The 18,875-nt window shown below is 70.1% G+C and carries 15 protein-coding genes; 4 read left to right on the top strand and 11 right to left on the bottom strand.

The genetic code is table 11. From position 1 onward, the window contains the following. A complete protein-coding gene (locus tag D1832_RS12245; RefSeq protein ID WP_118914374.1) occupies positions 1 to 1,209 on the bottom strand; it encodes a molybdopterin molybdotransferase MoeA in 1,209 nt (402 codons plus the stop codon). Between the two features lie 102 nt (positions 1,210 to 1,311). Beyond that, the gene (galU, locus tag D1832_RS12240) at positions 1,312 to 2,259 is read right to left on the bottom strand and encodes a UTP--glucose-1-phosphate uridylyltransferase GalU (protein ID WP_118914372.1); all 948 of its coding nucleotides are present in this window, start codon (positions 2,257 to 2,259) and stop codon (positions 1,312 to 1,314) included. Between the two features lie 19 nt (positions 2,260 to 2,278). Between galU and D1832_RS12235 the strand changes: the two genes are divergently transcribed. The 4 genes from D1832_RS12235 to D1832_RS12220 all read left to right on the top strand — a co-directional run bounded on the left by D1832_RS12235 (position 2,279) and on the right by D1832_RS12220 (position 5,851). After that, a complete protein-coding gene (locus D1832_RS12235) occupies positions 2,279 to 2,866 on the top strand; it encodes a 5-formyltetrahydrofolate cyclo-ligase (RefSeq protein ID WP_182434782.1) in 588 nt (195 codons plus the stop codon). A 44-nt stretch (positions 2,867 to 2,910) separates the two neighbouring features. Next, on the top strand, positions 2,911 to 4,470 hold the full coding sequence (locus tag D1832_RS12230) for a potassium/proton antiporter (RefSeq protein ID WP_118914369.1): 1,560 nt from the start codon (positions 2,911 to 2,913) through the stop codon (positions 4,468 to 4,470). 92 nt (positions 4,471 to 4,562) lie between these two features. Then, the gene (locus D1832_RS12225; protein WP_047312570.1) at positions 4,563 to 4,781 is read left to right on the top strand and encodes an FmdB family zinc ribbon protein; all 219 of its coding nucleotides are present in this window, start codon (positions 4,563 to 4,565) and stop codon (positions 4,779 to 4,781) included. A 710-nt stretch (positions 4,782 to 5,491) separates the two neighbouring features. Further along, positions 5,492 to 5,851 (top strand): MscL family protein, encoded by a 360-nt coding sequence (locus tag D1832_RS12220; protein WP_047312278.1) that lies wholly within the window; start codon positions 5,492 to 5,494, stop codon positions 5,849 to 5,851. Between the two features lie 130 nt (positions 5,852 to 5,981). On the opposite strand, the gene D1832_RS12215 is transcribed toward D1832_RS12220, so the two are convergent. The 9 genes from D1832_RS12215 to D1832_RS12175 all read right to left on the bottom strand — a co-directional run bounded on the left by D1832_RS12215 (position 5,982) and on the right by D1832_RS12175 (position 18,773). Further along, positions 5,982 to 6,170 carry a hypothetical protein gene (locus D1832_RS12215; RefSeq protein ID WP_118914367.1) on the bottom strand — a complete coding sequence of 63 codons (189 nt, stop codon included), beginning with the start codon at positions 6,168 to 6,170 and terminating at the stop codon, positions 5,982 to 5,984. A gap of 122 nt (positions 6,171 to 6,292) precedes the next feature. Continuing rightward, on the bottom strand, positions 6,293 to 10,219 hold the full coding sequence (locus D1832_RS12210) for an AAA domain-containing protein (RefSeq protein WP_118914365.1): 3,927 nt from the start codon (positions 10,217 to 10,219) through the stop codon (positions 6,293 to 6,295). Between the two features lie 62 nt (positions 10,220 to 10,281). Further along, positions 10,282 to 11,313 (bottom strand): glycosyltransferase family 4 protein, encoded by a 1,032-nt coding sequence (locus D1832_RS12205; protein WP_182434781.1) that lies wholly within the window; start codon positions 11,311 to 11,313, stop codon positions 10,282 to 10,284. Continuing rightward, positions 11,310 to 12,089 carry a polysaccharide deacetylase family protein gene (locus D1832_RS12200; protein ID WP_118914361.1) on the bottom strand — a complete coding sequence of 260 codons (780 nt, stop codon included), beginning with the start codon at positions 12,087 to 12,089 and terminating at the stop codon, positions 11,310 to 11,312. The genes D1832_RS12205 and D1832_RS12200 overlap by 4 nt, the downstream gene beginning before the upstream one ends. Further along, on the bottom strand, positions 12,086 to 12,718 hold the full coding sequence (locus D1832_RS12195; protein WP_118914359.1) for a hypothetical protein: 633 nt from the start codon (positions 12,716 to 12,718) through the stop codon (positions 12,086 to 12,088). Before D1832_RS12195 ends, D1832_RS12200 begins: the two co-directional genes overlap by 4 nt. After that, positions 12,715 to 13,980 (bottom strand): O-antigen ligase family protein, encoded by a 1,266-nt coding sequence (locus tag D1832_RS12190; protein ID WP_118914357.1) that lies wholly within the window; start codon positions 13,978 to 13,980, stop codon positions 12,715 to 12,717. Before D1832_RS12190 ends, D1832_RS12195 begins: the two co-directional genes overlap by 4 nt. Continuing rightward, on the bottom strand, positions 13,977 to 15,422 hold the full coding sequence (locus tag D1832_RS12185) for an oligosaccharide flippase family protein (RefSeq protein ID WP_118914356.1): 1,446 nt from the start codon (positions 15,420 to 15,422) through the stop codon (positions 13,977 to 13,979). The genes D1832_RS12190 and D1832_RS12185 overlap by 4 nt, the downstream gene beginning before the upstream one ends. Beyond that, positions 15,419 to 17,545 carry a glycosyltransferase gene (locus D1832_RS12180; protein WP_118914354.1) on the bottom strand — a complete coding sequence of 709 codons (2,127 nt, stop codon included), beginning with the start codon at positions 17,543 to 17,545 and terminating at the stop codon, positions 15,419 to 15,421. Before D1832_RS12180 ends, D1832_RS12185 begins: the two co-directional genes overlap by 4 nt. Further along, entirely contained in the window at positions 17,520 to 18,773 is a 1,254-nt protein-coding gene (locus D1832_RS12175) for a sugar transferase (RefSeq protein WP_118914352.1), read from the bottom strand. Before D1832_RS12175 ends, D1832_RS12180 begins: the two co-directional genes overlap by 26 nt. Positions 18,774 to 18,875: the final 102 nt, after the last annotated feature.

Genomic DNA, 18,875 nt, shown 5'->3' with positions numbered 1-18,875 from the left:
TCACTCCTTCGTCAGCAGCATCTGGATGTCGAGCTCGTCGTCCGCCTGAACCACGTCGACGTCGGCCGGTACGAGGGCGAGCGCGTTCGCCTCGGCCAGTTCGCCGAGGTGATGCGAGCCCTGGCGTGAGTTCGGGTGGACGACGAGGCGCCCCGAACCGTCACGACGCACCGCGACCCGCGCGAACTGCGCACGCCCGGGCGGCGACGTCCAACCGCGCTCGACCACGGCGCGCTCGCACTCGCGGGGAGGGCGCCCACCCATGGCGTCGAGCGTCGGAAGGACGAAGACGTGGAAGGAGACCAGCGTGCTCATCGGGTTGCCGGGCAGGGTGAAGACGGGTACGCGGCGCTCGCCGAGCAGCCCGAACCCCTGCGGCTTGCCCGGCTGCATCGCGACCTTGTCGAACGTCACGTCGCCGGCGTCGATGAGTGCCTCCTTGACGACGTCGAACGCGCCGGCGCTCACACCGCCGGTCGTGATGACGACGTCGGCGCTCTCCACGGCCCGCTCGAGCAGTTGCGAGACGGCCCGGGCATCGTCGGGCAGGTGAACCTGTTCGACGAGTTGCGCCCCCGCGGCCTCGACGAGCGCGGCGAGCATCGGGCCGTTGGAGTCGTGGATCTGGCCGTGGGCGAGTTCGCTTCCGGCCGCCCGCAGTTCGTCACCGGTGGAGACGACGACAACGCGCGGCCGCGCGACGACATCGACCTGCGCGACGCCGCTCGATGCGAGCACCGCCACGTGGTGCGGCGCCACGTGCGTACCCCGCGGCAGGAGCAGGTCGCCCACCCGTACGTCCTCGCCGGCATGACGGATGTGGTTGCCCGGCGTGGCCGCCGCCTCGAACCGCACACGCTCCACGCCACCGTCGGTCAGCTCCACCGGCACGACGGCGTCCGCTCCCTCGGGCATGGGTGCGCCCGTCATGATGCGCCAGGTCGAGCCGGGCTCACAGCTCAGGGAGCGAGTGTCTCCGGCAGCGATGTCACCGACGACGGGCAGCTCACAGGGCTCGTTCACGTCGGCGGAGTGCACGGCGTAGCCGTCCATCGCCGAGTTGGTGAACGCCGGGAGCTCGACGGCACTCCTCACGTCCGCAGCGAGCACGCGTCCGAGCAGCGATCCGCCGGACACAGCGAGACGCTCCACCCGCGGCGCAGGCGCCGCCGCGAGGATGCGCGCGAGATGGTCGTCGTGGGAGATCACCCCTACATTGTGCCGCTCATCACCGACAACGGGCCACACGAAGAGATCCGCCCCGGCGGCGTCCCTCGCGGGGGCGCTGCCGGGGCGGCTCGAAGCAGGGGGTCAGGCGCGCTTCTCGTTGCCCTTGCCCTCGTCCGTGGTGACCCACTCCTGCAGCCACGACCGGAAGTCGTCACCGAAGTCGTGGTGACGAACGCCGAGTCGCACGACGGCCTTGAGGTAGTCGAGACGGTCACCCGTGTCGTAGCGGTTGCCCTTGAACACGACGCCGACCACGCCCGCGCCGTCACCCGTGGCGTTCGCACGCTCCTGCAGAGCGTCGGTGAGCTGGATCTCGCCGCCGCGGCCCGGCTCGGTGCGCTCGAGCACCTCGAAGATCGACGGGTCGAGCACGTACCGGCCGATGATGGCCAGGTTGCTCGGTGCTTCCTCGGGCGAGGGCTTCTCCACGAGGCCCTTGACGCGCACGACGCCCGAGGTCTCACCGTCGATCTGCTCCACCTCGGCACAGCCGTAGAGGTTGATCTGTTCGGCCGGAACCTCCATGAGGGCCACGACGGAACCGCCGTGCTTGAACTGCGCCTCGATCATCTCCTCGAGGAGGTGATCACCCTCGTCGATGAGGTCGTCACCGAGCAACACGGCGAACGGCTCGTTACCCACGTGGTTCTTGCCGATGAGCACGGCATGGCCCAACCCCTTCGGCTCGCCCTGACGGACGAAGTGCACGTCGCCCAGATCGTTGGACTTGCGCACGCGCTTGAGGCGCTTCTCGTCGCCCTTGCGCTCGAGGGCCTGCTCGAGCTCCCAGTGGCGGTCGAAGTGATCTTCCAGGGAGGCCTTGGAACGGCCGGTGATCGTCACGATGTCGGGCACGCCCGCACGGACGGCTTCTTCCACCACGTACTGGATGGCCGGCTTGTCGACCACCGGCAGCATCTCCTTCGGGATGGCCTTCGTGGCGGGCAGGAAGCGGGTACCGAGGCCGGCGGCCGGGATGACGGCCTTGCGCGCACGGCGTCGGATGGCGGGCGTCGTCGATTCAGTCATGTCTCCTAGGCTACTCGTCATGGGTGACAACGACGCTTCCACGGGGCCGGAGGTGAACGCGGCGTCACGGGAGGCTAAACGTGCCGTCCGGCGCACGTTGCGCGCCGCGCGACGGGCCCGCCGTGACATGGGTGAGACGTCCGAGCGTGAGGCCGACGGGCGGCGATTGCTCCGTCTCGCGGAACCGGCGTTGCGCGCCGCGTCGTGCGTCGCCACCTTCGAGCCGCTCGACACCGAGTCGAATCTCGAACCGCTCAACGCGCGCCTGTTGGAGAACGGCCGAGTCATCGTCCCCATCACCCTCGAGGACCTCGATCTGTCGTGGCGCGACCTCGCAACCGGTGAGGATCTCGGCAAGGACGCCATCGCGCTCGCCGACGTCGTCGTGGCACCCGCCCTTGCCATCGGAGCGCGCGGGGAACGGCTCGGGCAAGGAGGCGGCTGCTACGACCGAGCGCTCCCCCGGCGCCGTGAGGGAACGCCCGTCATCGCCGTCGTCTTTCCGGACGAGTTCGGCGTCGACTTCCCCACGCAGGCCCACGACGAGCGCGTCGACGCCGTGCTCACCGTGAACGGGCTCACGTGGTTGCGCGAGCCCCTGAGATAATGCCGAGTGACGACGAACGGTGAGCGGGTAGGAGGGGGCGGCGCATGATCGCATCAGCGGCCGGCACGGGCTTCGGTACCGACGACCTTCCCTTCGTTCTTCTCGTCGGCTCTATGGTTCTCCTCGTCGCGGTCGCCGCGGTGCGCCTGGCCAACCGCTCCGGGCTGCCGACCCTGCTGATCTACCTCGCGATCGGCGTCGTGCTCGGCGAGGGCGGCTTCGGCATCGACTTCTCCAACGACAACCTCACTCAGGTTCTCGGCTACGCCGCACTCGTGCTCATTCTCATCGAGGGCGGCCTGACGACGGAATGGCGCAGCATCCGCTCGTCCGTGGCCCCGGCACTGCTCCTGTCGACGCTCGGCGTCCTCGTGTCCGTCGGCGTGGTCGGCGCACTCACCCACTGGTTGCTCGACCTGGGGTGGTCGACCTCGCTCCTGCTCGGCGCCATCGTCAGCTCTACAGACGCCGCGGCCGTCTTCTCCGTGCTGCGCAAGGTCCCTCTCCCGCACCGCCTCACCGGCGTGCTCGAAGCCGAGTCGGGCTTCAACGACGCCCCCGTCGTCCTCCTCGTGATGGCGCTGGCCAGCGAGGTCGTACCCGGCGGCGAGCACCACACCATTCTCGAACTCGCCGGAACGGCTGTCTTCGAACTTGCTGGCGGCGCGCTCGTCGGCCTGCTCGTCGGCTGGGTGCTGGGCTCACTCTCGCAACGCATCGCGCCGGGCTCGTCCGGCCTGTTCGCCATCGGCGTCGTCGCGGGTGGCGTCTTCGCGTACGCCGCAGCCGCGACGGTCCACACGAGCGGCTTCATCGCCACTTATCTCGCCGCGCTCGTTCTGGGGAACATGAACATCCCACACCGTCAGGCGGTGCGCGGGTTCGGTCAGGCCCTCGGGTGGCTCGCACAGATCGGTCTGTTCGTTCTCCTCGGGCTGCTCGCATCGCCGTCACGCCTCGCCGACCAGCTCGTGCCGGCGATCGTCGTCGGATTCGTCCTCCTGCTCATCGCGCGCCCCGCGTCTGTTCTCGTGTCAATGACACCGTTCGGCTTCTCGTGGCGTGAGCAGGTCTTCCTGTCCTGGGCCGGACTGCGCGGCGCGGTACCCGTCGTTCTCGCGACCGTGCCGCTGACGCTGGGCGCGTCCGACACGCGATGGATCTTCGACCTCGTCTTCGTGCTCGTCATCGTCTTCACCCTGTTGCAGGCGCCGACCCTGCCCTTCGTCGCCAAACGCCTCGGCATCGACGAGCAAGCCCACACCGTCGAGCTGGAGGTCGAGAACACGCCCCTGACGGACCTCGGTGCCGACATGCTCCAGGTCAAGGTGGGCCCGACCTCACGCCTCATAGGCGTGCGCGTCTACGAACTGCGCCTGCCGGTCGGAGCCAACGTCACCCTCGTCGTCAACGGTGACGAGGGATACGTCCCGAACGAGCGCAGCGTCCTGCGCGCCGGCGACCAACTCCTCGTCGTGACGAAGGAGTCGGTGCGTGGTCTCGCCGCCCAGCGCGTTCGTGAAGTGAGCGCGGGTGGCCGCCTGGCCGGTTGGCGTACCGACACCGGCCCGGACACCGAGCATGCCGGGACCGGTCACTCCTGAGCTTCGCGGGGCGAGAGCGGCCACCCCCGCCCCTGTCCTACGATGACGCTCGAAAGAACGAGCGCCCGCCGTTCGCCCCGTTGGAGGAGACCATGCCCACCTATGTCTACGCCTGCAAGAACTGTGGCCACCGCTTCGAGGAGCGGCAGTCCTTCTCCGACCCGGCGTTGACGACGTGCCCGGTGTGCTCGGGCGACCTGCGCAAGGTGTTCGACGGCGTCGGCGTGACGTTCAAGGGCAGCGGTTTCTACCGCACGGACAGCCGTTCCGGCTCGGCCGACAGTGGTTCGTCGAGTTCGTCCAGCGACTGACTTCTCCCCAACCCTGACGGCCGGTGGGCCTCTTCCACAGGGCACGGGGCGTCCCGCGTGACGCGTAACTGCCACGCGCCTAGCGTCGACATATGCCCAGCCTGCGCGATCTCGACGTCGTCCACCGTCTCAATGCGCCCACCCGAGCCGCCGCCACGAGGCGACGTCGACTCCGCAAACTCGGCGCCTGCGTCTGCCTCGCCGCTGCCGCACTCGTGGCACCGGCGGTGGAACCCACGACGTCCCTGCTTCCTCATCCCCCTCGTCCGGCGCGTCGACAACCGACAACTCCGAACGCCCTGAGCTGCGCGGCCGACAGTTCGTGACGATCGACGCGGACGCCGCACTAGCGGACCGACTGACTCGCACCTCACGCGTCGACGTCTGGGCACCCGACGGCACGCGCCTCACCTCGGCGGCGCCAGTCGTACCACCATTCGAGACGAAGTCCCGCAGCGCGGACGTGTCGAATCGAGTCGATCGAGCACCTGTTCTCGTGGCCCTCACGCCGCCCGACGTGATGAAAATTGCGCGCCATACCAATGATGGACACTCGTCCTGGTCAGATCTGTTCCTCACGGTCAGTCCTTGACCGCCCGGTTATCACGAATTCCGGCACGCTGGGGGATTGCCGCATTTCTTTGTGTCTCACCTGGATGGGTACGCTCACCTCGCACCTTTTCACTGGTACTGAGTAGTAAGGAGAAGCCATGAAGGGCTTCAAGGACTTCATCATGCGCGGCAACCTCATCGAGCTTGCCGTCGCGTTCATCATGGCGGGCGCCTTCGCAAAGGTCGTCGAGGCCTTCGTCAACGTCGTCATGAGCCTCATCGGCAAGCTCGGCGGCACGCCGGACTTCAACAACTGGAAGCCGGGCGACGTTCCGGTGGGCGCGTTCCTCACGGTTCTCGTCGCTTTCCTCATCCTCGCTTTCGTCGTGTACTTCTTCATGGTCAAGCCGTACGAGGCTGCCAAGGCCCGCTTCGAGAAGCCGGCCGACGTCGAGGACACGGAGATCTCCGTCCTCGCCGAGATCCGCGACGAGCTGCGCGCGCAGCGTCGCGTCTGAGCTTCACGCTCATCCCGAGGGCACTGACCCTCTGACGCGAAAGGGCGTCGACACCATCACGGTGTCGACGCCCCTTCTCGTGACCGCGCGCTCGGATCGTTTCGCGACTCGCTCGCGACGCCCGGGCCACTCAGTCCCAGTGCGGTGGACGCTGCTCGAGGAACCACCGATCCCGCTCGTTCAGGCGCGGCTTCTCGGCTGCCCCCTTCGCCTCGGATTCGTCCGTGCTCACGGGCGAAGGCGGCGTCTGGGTCTCGGGTTCCCGGCGAGCGAGCCACTCGGCCCAATCCGCCTCCGGCGTGGCGGAGGCGGCGGGCATGACCGATCCGGTCTGGGCAGCCGTGGCGCGACGAGGACCGCGACGCGATGGCCGCCCACTCCCCTGGCGCTCGCCTCCCGCAGCCTTCGGGCGGTCAGCGCCGTCGGGCCCTGACACGTCGGTCACTGCGGCACGCTTTCACCTGCGACGTCGACCTGCGCCGCGAGACGGTGAACCAACTCGACAATGCGGGCGGTGTCGCGCGCCGGGTCACGGAAGAGGTCGACGGTCCACACCCTGTCGTGCGCCCAGCCGAGACGCTGCAGCGCGTCGGGACGGAGCCGGTCGCGTTCGCGCACGCTGTTCATCGCCGCGTAGTGCTCGCCGTCGCTCTCGACGGCGAGCAGCATCTGCCCCGGCTCGCGCGGATGCTCGATCGCGAGGTCGACGCGCATGCGCGAATGGCCGTAGCCGGTGTGCACCGTGAGCCCCTCGGCGCGAAGGCGCCGCGCCAAGTCCTCGACGACGAACGGCACGGGCACGATCTCCGCGTCGGCCCCGACCCGGCGCAACGCGACGGATCCGGACGTTGCAGCACGGCGACGCTTGCCGCCGACCACGGTGACCCCGTCGACGTCCTCGGCACGAGGTTCGAGGCGCTCGTCGCACTCGGCGACGTAGAGCAGGAAATCGCGGAGCAGCGTCGCCCCGCGCGAGCGCAGAGTCGTGGGTTCCAGGTCCTCGCCGGCGAACGTGCTCACGACATCCATGCGGCGACGGGCGCGCGAGATGGCAACGTTGAGGCGTCGTTCGCCACCCACGTGGTTGAGCGCCCCGAAGCGGCGCACGAGGCTGCCACTCGTCGGGGCAATACCCAGGGTGAGGACCACCGCGTCGCGCTCGTCACCCTGGACGCGTTCGAGGTTCTTGACGAAGAACGGCTCGTCGACGTGCGCCTCGAGGTAGGCCGCGAGCGCCTCGTCGGTGCGGGCTGCCGCCGCCACGGCGCGCTCGACGCGGCGTGCGTGCGTGAGACCGAGCGCGATGACGCCGAGGCTTTCCTCGGGCCGCTGACGGGCGTGCTGTGAGACGAGATCGACGACGGCCGCGACCTCCGGTGCGTTCTCGTCGACCGAGGCTGCCTGAGCTGCGGCGACCGGGAGGTCGTCGGAGGCCACGGCGTTCGCGCCGACGACGTGCAAGCGTAGGACGTTCTCGGTACGTGCCCGCGGGAACGTCACGAGTTCACCGTCGTAGACCGCGTCGTTGGAGAACGCGATGAGGCGCTCGTCGAGCGAGCGGTAGTGCCAACGCAGGTGGCGCACCGGCAGGAGTGCGGAGAGCACGTCGAGCACAGACTCCCCCGTGTGTGCCGTGTCCTCACCCGCGGCCGTGCGCTGGAAGAAGCTCGTCGGCGCAAGCTGCTGGGTGTCTCCGGCGACGACGACCTGTGCACCACGGCTGATGGCGGAGATCGCCTCGGCCGGCGGGATCTGGCTCGCCTCGTCGAAGATGACGACGTCGAACCACTGCCCCGGCGGGAGTGTCTGCGCAACGACGAGGGGGCTCATGGCCCAGCAGGGAGCGAGCGCCGTCATGAGGTCGGGGGCGCCGGCGAACGCGTGGCGCAGCGCGTCGGCGCTGCCTGCGTGATGACCGAAGACGAGGGCCGATTCCATCGCCTCGACCTGCTCGGGGAAGTGTTCCGCGACGGCGTCGATGCGTCGGTAGGCGCGGGCGCGCACACGCTCGGGGGCTGCAGCAAGGTGCTGGCGATCGGCGTCGGCGAACTTCACCGCAGATGCACGCAGTTCGTTGCCGCGGTGCTGCTCGTAGGCCGGGTCGTGACGGCGCACACGACCGAGAACGCTCGTCCACCACATGAACTCCCACTCGGGGCCGACCGCGTCAGGGCCGAGACCGCGAGCGGCGAAGTCGTCGATGACGGCGCCGAGACCCTGGGCGCGCAGGCGCTCGAGATCGCCTCCGACGGTCGGCACGATCTCGAGTCGATCGACATTGGCGGCAAGATCGGCAACTCGCTCCGCGAGCTCGTCGAAGTGTGTGGTGAGCAGTTCGGTGGCGCCCGCCGTGCCCTCGAGCCGCACACCGAGCCAGTCGAGCTCCTCGGTGAGGCGGGCGTGGGCGCTGCGGGCCTCCTCCGTACCGATGGGAACGTTGGGGCGCCCGGTACCGCCGAGCTCCTTCCAACGGGTCTGCTGCACACACGCCCGCTCGAGCGCGGCGTGCAGATCGGCCGGGGGCCGTCCCGGCCGCAACGTGGCACGGGCCTGCTTGAGTACACGGCGTCGTTCGAGGACGCCGGGAGCCTCGCCCGTTTCCTTCCGCTGGGCGCGGGTGGCGCTCGCCGTGACGGCGATGTCGAGCGGAACACCGAAGATTTCGGGGGTGAAGACGTCGAGCGTCTTGTTCACCTGTTCCATGAGATCCAGGACCTCGGCCGCACGCGTGGCCGATTCCGGCAGCGGGAGGCCCGCCTTCGTGAAGAGTTCGTCGAGTTGGGATCGGTGAGCGGCGAGATCGCCGTCGTTCCCGTTCTCGCCGGCGAGGCGGGTGACGAGTGCCTTCGCGCGCTCCATGTGGTCACGCCCGCGCACGCGCGAGCCGAACCAGGGGTCGGGCTGCCCGTCGTCACGCCAGGCGTTGCGGCGCGCGAGGTCGCTCAGCAGGCGGCCCACCTCGTCACGGCCCTGTTCGTCGAGGCGCCGCAACGGCTCGCCTTCGAGGCGCACGCGCGAACGCGGCGCCACCGGCAGGGCGTTGAGTTCGGCGATGCGATCCTGCGCGTCGTTGGCGCTGACGCCGAACGGGTCACGCACGCGGTGCAGCGCGCGCACGTGCTCGAGCAGGGTGAAGCGGTGCTCCTCGAGCGTCTCGATGACGGCCTCGTCAGGAGCGTCCTGGCCCGGGCCGGTGTCGTGACTCGAACGAAGGGCATCACCGACGTGCGGTGCCCCCGAGGCAGGCGCTGTGACGAGGCGGCGCGCGAGAGCGTCGACGAGGTCGGCTGCGGTGCCGGAGCCCGCATGGGCGTCGAGCATGAGGTCACGCAGCCCGAGACCCTCGAGCCGGCCGATGACCGCATCGATCGCAGCGCGCTTCTCCGCAACGAAGAGAGCGCTGCGGCCGTGTGCGGTGAGGGTGGCCACGAGGTTGGCGATCGTCTGGCTCTTGCCCGTACCGGGCGGGCCCATGAGCACGAGGTGCTGGCCGCCCATGACGGCGTCGATCGCCGCCTGCTGCTGCGCGTCGGCGTCGAGGACGAGGAACTCATCGCGCGGGTCGGCGTCGAGGCCGGGTTCGGGCATCTGCGCGCCGACGTCGAACGTGGCCTGCTCGTCACCCGCCATGGCAGCGATGACGGGGTGTTGGTGCAGCAACGCCGACTGGTCGGAGATGTCGCGGACCATGGAGAGCTTGGCGTAGCTGAACGTCGAGACGACGAGACGTTCGTCGACACGGAAGCCGGGGATGCTCGCGCCGGCCCGGCGCATCATGTCGTAGGTCGGAGCAGGGTCGAAGCCGTGGGGGCCGGACGCGAGCGACGTCAGGTAGTCCTGGTCGATGTTGATGCCGCGCGAAGCGAAATAGGTCGACAGCGCCGAGTTGAGTTCGACGGTGCGCGACACCTCGAGCACGAGGTCGTCACCGTCGCGACCACCGAAGTGGATGTCGCACTGGCGCAGGAGGATCGGGGCGGCGGGGACGGCGTCACCGCTGAGCTGCCAGGTCGCACGCCCGAGGGCGAGGAAGCAACTGATGATGCCGCGCTCCTCGAGCAGCTCACGCGAGAGATCGCGCACGGCGATGGCCCGCTCGTACGCGGCACGGTAGGCGCTGGGTTCGCGCACGATCTCGGACAAGAGCACGTTGCGGCCGGAGAGCAACTTCGCGACGCCGGCCGGGTGCGCCGTCGTGAGATCGAGCTCGACCGTGTCGTCGGTGCGCTGCCACAGAAGCGAGTTGCGTCCGCCGAGGTCGACGAGGTGACGCTGCCAAAGAGCGGCAGCGTCACGCACGGCCTGGGCGCGCTCGGTGTCGAGCACGCTCGCGTGGGCCTCAGGAGCGCTGCGGTCGTCGTTCGTCACCCCGGAAGGCTATCGAGACCAAGGGTCTGTTTCGCCTCGCCTCGCCGTGACGGGGTGCGACTTCACCCGTAGAGCTGGGCCAGGGCCGCCTGTTGGGCGTCCGGCGACATGGTGGTCAGCAGCTGTGCTCCCGCACGACGGTTGGCCTCCCGCTGTTCACGCGAGGTGAGCAGGGCCAGGGCACGATCGGCGGCCACCGCCGGTGAGTCGACGGCCCACAGCGGTGTTCCCTCGAACGCGGGGATGTCACGCACGAGCGTCGGCGTACCGAGCGCGAGCGCGTCGAGAACGCTGAGCGGGAACCCCTCGTACCGCGCCGTGTGGAGATAGACGCCCGCCGCACCCACCAAGCGCCGCACCTCGTCGGCGTCGACCCAACCGGTCACCGTCACGTCGGCGGCCATGAGGCGCTCGGTCAAGCCCTTGTCGTCGTCGCTGCCGAGCCACACCGCCCGCACGTCCGGACGCTCTCGACGCACGAGCTCGACGGCGGCGACGAACCACTCCGGATCCTTCTGCCGGCTGACCCGGCCACTCATGACAATCGTCGGATGGGCCATCTCGCCACCGCCCCGCGGGGCCTCCGAGCTCTCCGGTGATCCCTCACGAACCGGCAGCGTCGGCACGTTCGGCACGACGACGACCTGCGCCCTCGGTGTCAGCCGTCGGGCGAGCCGTGCCTCCTGCGGTGAGAGAACGACGACGGCATCGCTCCTCAGCCCCAGCAGGCTCTCGGCGGCTGCCACAGCGAAACGCGCCGGCCGTGACGCACTCGTGTCGGAGAGCTTGTACCCGTGCGGCTGGTAGACGACGCGGGCCGACAACGGCAGCGCCCGCGCGTAGACGCCGGCCCAACTCGAATGTGCGTGAACAACATCGGCACCGAGCGCGCCGGCGACCTCACGCACCGCCCGAATGCGCGCCGAGGTTCCGTCCGGCAGCTCGCGGCAGGAGGCGAACGTGGACTCGCCCGGCTCGTCGAGGCCGGTGTACAGCAGGTGGTGTTCGTGCTCCGGCGCGAGTTGCGCGATCGTGCGGATGGCGCGCGAAACTCCGGTGGTGAAGCATTCGGTGACGTGAAGGATCCGGGTCACGGCTGCCTCGGGGCGTAGCCGACGACGTGGTGCGTCGCTCGTCGCACCACGGGAACGCGCCCCAGCGAACGACGGACGAACGGGTACAGCCGCCGCAGCTTGAGGTCGAAGGTGAACGGGGTGTCGGTGGCGTTGATGTCGACCCGTGGCAGGGCGAAACGTCCGTATCCCTCGTAGGTCGCGAAGGCGCACTCGAAGCCGGCTTCGCGCACAGCAGCTCGCGCCGCCGCGTCGTGATCGCCGTAGGGGTAGGCGAACGTGCGCGGGGTGTGGCCGAACAGCGCCTTCATCTCCTCACGCGCGACGCTCGTCGCAGCACTGAGCCGCTCGGCGCTCATCCCGCGCATGGACGCGTGCAGGTCGCTGTGGCAACCGATCTCGACTCCGTACTCGCGCAGTGCTTGCACGCCGTCGCGATCGAGGCGGGCCGAGGCGGCCGGTTCACTGCGGTCGGGCTGCGCGCCGAGCAACCCGGGTGAGACGTAACAGATGGCCGGGACACGCGCGGCGGCAAGCAACGGCGCCGCCTCGTCGAGCACGGAGGCGTAGCCGTCGTCGAACGTGATGAGGCAGCTGTTCGAGGGCACGCGGCGCTCACCGGCCAGCGCGTCGAGGTATTGCGCCTCGGTCAGCGGACGGAACCCGTGACGCTCGGTGAGGCGTGCGATCTGGTGGGAGATCGCTTCCTTCGTCACGAAGATGTTCGCCGGGTCCAGCGAGCGCGGCACCTGGGCCACGCCGTGGTACATGAGGACGATCGGCGTGGGGCCCTTCATCGCCGCCCCCGCGCTGCGCCGGCAAGCGCTGCCGCAGCAAGGACGGCCGCCTCCCCCGCCCCGGCCACGAGCAGCCGGTTCGGCTTCTTCTCGGCATAGGTCGGCTCGGCCCGTTCGAGAACGACCGCGCGGGCCGTGCCGTCACGTCCGACGCGCTTGACAGCGTCATCGGCGAGCGCGTTGGCCAGAGCCGAGGACTCACGTGCGCTCACGCCCTGCGCGATGATGCGGATGGTCGTCGAGTCGGGGTCGAGGTTGGCCGTGGCTTTCGCGTCACGCGACACGGGGATGGAGCGACCGACGCTCTCGACGTGTCCGGGCGCACCGCTCGCCACCGCTTCTTGCTGGGCAACCTGCTTGAGGCTGTCGGCGCTGGCCGCGATGTCGGCCTGCTTCCCGCTCTCGGATGCGGCGCGCAGCCCGACGACGGATGTCGCGTCGTAGCGACCCGGTAGGAGCAGCGCCGTCAGAGCGACGACCAGAGTGCCGAGGACGACGATGGCGAGCGGCAGGCGCCATCGTCCGATGCCCGTGCGGGACGCGCCATCAGCGTCCCTGGAGGTCGGTGACGAACCTGAGCCGCGGGTTTCCGCAGCGGGCAGGTCCGTCGATTCGCGATGGTCGGTCATGGGTTTCCTTTCGTCGAGGAACGGCGCGAGCGCGTCACGCCGACCGGGAGAAGCCCGACAAGAAGCCAGGTGGTGGCGGTGAGTGCCGGTGCGCGCCAAGGGAAGTCGATGACGCCGTGCACGAAGGCGCCGGCGAGCGCGGCTGCGGCGGCCACCTCGACCACCGGCGCACCACGCGCGTTCATGCGCGCGAGTACGCGCACGCCGACGACGAGCAGCACGCTGAGGGTCGCGAGTGCGAGAAGTCCGCCTTCGGCCAACGCTGTGAGCACGATGCTGTGCGCGTGCAGCGGCGCGACGTTCATCATGCCGAAGGTTGCGTCGCCGGCGGTTTCCGGTAGGCCACCGACGCCGACCCCGGTGAACGGACGACCGTCAACGAGCTCGCCGGCATACGCCCAGATCGCCGGGCGCTCGTCCGACGCACTGCGCGTCGGCGAGGTGAGGGAGTCGAACCGCGCGCTGACGGCGCTGACGAACGATCCCCCCGCTGCGGCTGCGAGCGCCCCCACGAGAACGAGCGCGAGCCCGAACGTCATGAGTCCGCGGCGGGCGGCGGGACGCACGAGCGCCACCAGGGTGAGCGTGACGAGCGTTCCGATCCAAGCACCGCGAGAGAGGCTGAAGACGAGTGCCGCGACGACGCCGGCGAGGCCGACGACGCTCGTGACTCGCCACGTCCGGGCACGAATGCGGCCGTCACGCGGGGCCCAGGCGGCGAACGTCGTGAGGAGGACGAACGGCAAGGCCATCTGCATGAGCGAACCGAGTTCGTTGGGCTGCGCGAGCGGCCCCTGGAGGCGGCCGTTGATGACGCCGCCGCCCTCGTGGCTCGAGAGCGCGCCGAGATCTGCGAGCGACCCGAGTGCCACGACGGCGGCGGACGCGCTCACAGCGACGAGCATGCAGGCCCGGCGACGCGCGTCGAGTTGGGCGACACCGAGGGCGCAGATCCACCCCATCCAGCTCATGGCCACAAGACGCCAGGACCACGGCAGGTCGGGGGCGTACGGCAGCGTGAGCGTCTGGCCGATCGGTACGAGTGCGCTCGCGCGCAGGGCTACGGGCACGTGCACGTGACGCTCGAAGAGCACCACGACTCCGGCGAAAACGCAGACGAGAGCCATGAGGGGCGCCACGGCCCGCTCCGACCAGGGTGCGACGGCGAGGGTCGTCGCGACGGCCGCGGCAAGCAGGCTGCGCAGGCGGGTTGCGGTGCAGTGTTCGCGTGCCTCGCGCCGGGTTCGTAGCTGGGCGCTCATGCCGGCCTCGCGAGAGAGCGGAGGAAACCGAGCGTGGGGCGATCCCACACCGACGTCAGGACGCCCCACACGAGGACGTAGACGCCCACGCCGAACGCCATCGCGACGAGCGGCGCCATGGGGACGAGCATGACCGCGGCCGCCACGAACGCGGCGAGCGCGACGACTGCGAGGGGCCGAGTCGCGCTACGCACCGGCATGACACGGCGCAGCGCCGTCACCGTCACGCCTGCCTGGACGACGTAGGACAGGCTCGTCGTCACGGCGGCGGCCACGGCGCCGAACGCGGGAATGAGCGCGAGGTTGAGCCCGACGTTGGTCGCGAGGGCTGCGGTGCTGGCCCACAGCACAGCGGGATCGGGACGCAGGGCGAGTAGCGCGGTGGCACCGACCTGTGCCAGTCCGAATGCGAGGGGCGCGAGGCACAGACCCCACAGCACGTGGGCCGAGGCGAACTCGGCGCCGAACAGCAGGTGCATGAGGTCTTCGCCGCGCACCACGAGGAGCGCGGTGTAAGGCACGTAGACCGCTGCGACCAGCACGATGCAGGCGCGCACGATGCCCGCGCGCGACGCAATCGGGGCCGAGGTGTCGGCGAGGCTCGGCTGCACGACGCGGCACAGCGACCAGCTGACGAAGAGCACTGTCTCGAGCAGCCGGTAGGCCGCGGTGTAGTGGCCGACGGCGACCTCACCGGCCAGAACGGCCAGCAACACGACGTCGAGGCGGAAGAGCGTCATGGAGACGAGGTCATTGATCCCGGTGACCCGCACGGCGCGGAGGAAGTCGCCGAGGTGGTGGCGCGTGACGAGAGCCGCCCGCGGCCGGACGTCGGCCACGACACGGCTCACCCCCGCCATGACGACGAGACTCCCGAGGGACGCGGCGCAGTAGGCCCACGCGACCGCGACCACCCCGTGTCCCTCGGCCAGGACCCAGGCGACGAGGCCCAGCGCCAGCAGCCGTTGCACGACAAGCACCGCGGCGGGCACGACCTGGACGGCACGCACGTTCGCGGCCGTACGGAAGGCCTCGACGAGCGTGTCGCTACATCCCGCGACCACAAGCACGGCGATGACCTCGCGGGAGGCGGCCGGTTCGTCGAGCGTCATGAGGACGATCGCGGACACGGTGACGACGGTGATCGCGAGCGCCATCCGCAGTGTCAGCAGGGCCGACAGGCGGGCGTCGAGCGACTCCGGTTCCGCGCCGACGAGTTGCACGAGGCGCTGGTCGAAGCCGAGCGTCACGACCGACGCGAGCAACAGTCCGAGGCCCAGGCCGAGGCTGAAGAGGCCGAAGTCGGCCGCGCCCAGCTGCCGGGCCATCAGCCCGAGCATGCCGAGGGTGCCGAGCTTGCCGACGACTTCGCCGACGCTCAGGGTGAGCGCTCCGACGGTGAGGCGCCGCGCCGAGCTGCGCGTCGCGGGTGCACGAGTCACGAGTGAGCGCCCCGCTTTGCCTGGCGCGTCATGCCTTCGAGTGCTCCGGCCACCTTCGCGACATCGCGAGCCGCCGTCGCGAAGGGCACGAGCGCTGCGGCGCGAACGCCGCGCGGACGCCGCAGCGCGCGCCGCACCGGCACGCCGAGATAGCCCACCGCACCGACGGCGAGTGCCGTTCGGGCAAGGGGCCCTCTGGTCGCGAGAACGGCGCCACCCCCGTAGGCGAGCAGACGCAGGCCGTCACGCACGACGAGCCGGGTGTTGCCCGAGTCGGCCGAGCCCTGCCCGTACCGGTAGTACATGCGCAGGGTGGAGCGCACGCTCGGTCGTTGCTCCCATTCAACGGCGGCATCGGCGACGAGCAGCGCCGGGTGGCGGGCCGCGATCCGCATGCCGAACGTGACGTCCTCACCCGTCGGGAGGTTCTCGGGGAAACCGCCAACCTCGGCCCAGGCGGCTCGCCTGAAGGCGACGGAACGCCCCGTGGGCATCTCGGGGCGGAACGCTCGGCCGAACGCTCGCGCGTAGAGGCGCTGACCGGCGCTCGGGTGGTGCAGTTCAGCGACGTCCGGGTAGCCGCAGGCGGCGAACGCGTCATCGACGGCATTCCTCGCCGTCGCGGTGTAGACACCCGTGAAGAGGTAGGCCTCGGGGTGCTCGCTCGCTGCGCTGCGGAAGGCCTCGAGCCACGTCGGGGCCGGTGTGCACCCTACATCGGTACACGCGATGAGCTCGTGGGCGGCGGCGGCGATCCCGGCATTCCTGCCCTCGGATATTCCGGCGCCCTCGGCCCGCAACACGTGTACCCGCGCATCACGGCGGCCGGCCTCCTGCGCCACCTCGAACGTGCCGTCGCGTGAGCCGCCGTCCACGACGACGAGTTCGTCGTCAGGACCGAGCAGCGGCACCACGTCGTCGAGGAGGCGCGCGAGAGCCTCGGCCTCGTCGAGCACCGTCGTGACGACCGACATCGGCTCGGCGCCTCGCACGCCCGCCCCCGGTCGGCGGGCGGTCCCCGCGAGGAGGCGGGTGAAGCGGTCGGCGGCTTCGTCGGGTTCGAGAACGGTGGTCGCGAGCACACCGGGGCCTGCGGCGAGCAGTTCACGGCGGCGCTCGGGTCGCACGCACTCACGCAGAGCGGCGACGACGGCGTCGACGTCCTCGGAGCCGACGAGAATGCCTGCAGCGCCGAGCTGTTCGGCGACAGGTGACGCCGCGACGACCGGCACTCCCGCGCGCACCGCCTCGTACGCCGTCAACCCGAACGCCTCGCGGCTGAGGTGGGCTCCCGCGTCGGTGCGCGTGAGCATCAGCGCAGCATCGAAGGCACCGAGGAGGGACCAGGCGTCGTCACGGGCAGGGTGAAGCACGAACCGTTCCCCCACGCCGAGTTGTTCCGCGAGTGCGGTGAGTCGCTCGGCCTCCTGCGGGTAGGCGTGATCGATGACGCCGAAGACGTGCAGCTTCCACGTCGGTAGGCACGCGAGGGCACGGATGGCGACATCGACCCCCTTGTAGGGCGCGAGTCGCGTGGCCATGACGGCACGCCTGATGCCGCTGGAGCCCTCGTCGAACCCGAGGGTCCGCCGCGCGGCCGCCCGCGTCAGTGGCGCACCGGGAAGCGGCCCCTGGATGGCAACCGCACGGATGTCACCTGCGAGCCGGGCCCCCTCGGAGCCCAGCAGCCGAGCGTCCGCCAGCGTGTTCACGATGCGCGAGAGGCGCGGGAAACTGTCGTCGTGGCGCACCCAGGCGACGCGCGCTCCGGCGCCGGCGGCCGCGGTCAGGGTGAGCAGCGCGGCCTTCACGCCGTGCGCGACGACGACGTCGGGACGGGAGGTGCGCAGGTATTCACGCAGGTCGACGACGCTCGCCGCAGCACCGCGGAAGCGGCGCCCCGAGCGAAGGTCGAGCGTGCGCGCCGACCGTTCCTGCCAGCGGCGCAGGGCGTCGCTGCCATGCGGTGCGAGAACCGTGACATCCGCCGTCGCCTCTTCCCGGACGAGCCGCTCCTGCCACACCTCGGCGCCGCCGCGGGTGCGCGTCGGCAACACGATGCCGACCCGCAGGGGGCGTGGGAAACGCGCGTCGTCGTCAACTGCCGTGGCGTCCGAAAACACTGCCCACCGTCCTCACGATGATCTTGAGGTCCTGCCACATCGACCAGTTGTCGATGTAGAGGTTGTCGAAGTGCGCCCGCTCGGCGATGTCGCTGTCGCCGCGCAGGCCCTGCACCGCCGCGTAGCCGGTGAGCCCGGCCGGCGCGCGGTGCCTGTCCTCGTAGTCGGGGTAGATCTGCGAGTAGCGCTCCACGAAGTAGGGGCGCTCGGGACGCGGGCCGACGAAGCTCATGTCGCCGCGCAGAATGTTGAACAGTTGCGGCAGTTCATCGAGCGACGTGGCGCGGATGAAACGGCCGACGGCACCGATGCGTTGATCGCCTGCGATGCTCCAGCGGGTCTGCGAGTCCCCCTCGCGCGCCGGGTGCATGGACCGGAACTTGAGCATGGTGAACGTTTCTCCGCCCTTGCCGATGCGCTCCTGGCGGAAGATGACGCCGCGTCCGAGCTCGATGCGCACCGCGAGCGCCACGGCCAGCAGTACCGGCGAGAGAAGGACGAGCGCGACGAGCGCCAGAACAATGTCAAGAACCCGCTTGCTGACGACGTCCACCCACCGCATCTGGGCCGGGGCGACGGGGATGATGGGGATACCGCGGATGTGATCGGCCCACGGCCCGCCCCAGCGACGCATGCTGTACCCGTTCGGCACGGTGTACACCTCGACGTCGGGCGGCGCATCGCGGCGCAGCAGGTGTGCGAGCTGCCACTCCTGGAGTTCGGGAAAGGCGCAGACGACGATGTTGACGCCGAACGTCTCGACGACCTCGCCGAAGTCGGCGTAGTCGCCGATGACGGGAGCGGTGATCGTCTGCTCGACGAGCGCACCGTCGTCCGGCTCGGCGCCGAGGAATCCCACGAGCGCCGCGCCTTGACCGCTTGTGGTGATGCGGCGGGCCAACTCGCGGGCTCCGGCGCCCGTACCGACGATGAGGACCCGGGTGCCGCCACGTTGGGCGTGACGGGGCGCGCGGCGGCGACGTAGGCGGTACACGAGCGTGCGTCCGGCGATGACGACGGTCACGGTCAGCACGAACCCCGCGAACAACTCGCCGCACGTCGGGGCGTCGTCGACGAGAAGCGCGAGGGCACCGACGCCGAAACCGACGAGGATTCCGAGCACGAGATACGGCAGTTCGTCGAGCACCGATTGACTGAATCGGCGTCGGTACAACCCGGCCCAGCGGTAGGTGGTGACCATCCCGATTGCGAGACCCAGTACGGCCAACGGGGCTCTTCACAGATGAGGGTGTAGTTGGGGTCTGAATCCCCCGGCTTCCAGGAGTGCTCGGGCGATGTAGTGGGTGAGGTTGCGGAAGCCGAGGGCGAG

The sequence above is a fragment of the Dermacoccus abyssi genome (assembly GCF_003515945.1).
GTDB lineage: Bacteria > Actinomycetota > Actinomycetes > Actinomycetales > Dermatophilaceae > Dermacoccus > Dermacoccus abyssi.
Note: the sequence above shows the minus strand (reverse complement) of the source record. Positions and strands in the feature narration are given on the sequence as shown.

Excerpts from the sequence above, each read along its gene's own strand:
- D1832_RS12220 (WP_047312278.1), top strand. The coding sequence starts at position 5,492 with ATGAAGGGCTTCAAGGACTTCATCATGCGCGGCAACCTCATCGAGCTT.
- D1832_RS12215 (WP_118914367.1), bottom strand. The coding sequence starts at position 6,170 with ATGCCCGCCGCCTCCGCCACGCCGGAGGCGGATTGGGCCGAGTGGCTC.
- D1832_RS12225 (WP_047312570.1), top strand. The coding sequence starts at position 4,563 with ATGCCCACCTATGTCTACGCCTGCAAGAACTGTGGCCACCGCTTCGAG.
- D1832_RS12200 (WP_118914361.1), bottom strand. The coding sequence starts at position 12,089 with ATGAAGGGCCCCACGCCGATCGTCCTCATGTACCACGGCGTGGCCCAG.
- D1832_RS12195 (WP_118914359.1), bottom strand. The coding sequence starts at position 12,718 with ATGACCGACCATCGCGAATCGACGGACCTGCCCGCTGCGGAAACCCGC.
- D1832_RS12230 (WP_118914369.1), top strand. The coding sequence starts at position 2,911 with ATGATCGCATCAGCGGCCGGCACGGGCTTCGGTACCGACGACCTTCCC.
- D1832_RS12190 (WP_118914357.1), bottom strand. The coding sequence starts at position 13,980 with ATGAGCGCCCAGCTACGAACCCGGCGCGAGGCACGCGAACACTGCACC.
- D1832_RS12235 (WP_182434782.1), top strand. The coding sequence starts at position 2,279 with ATGGGTGACAACGACGCTTCCACGGGGCCGGAGGTGAACGCGGCGTCA.
- galU (WP_118914372.1), bottom strand. The coding sequence starts at position 2,259 with ATGACTGAATCGACGACGCCCGCCATCCGACGCCGTGCGCGCAAGGCC.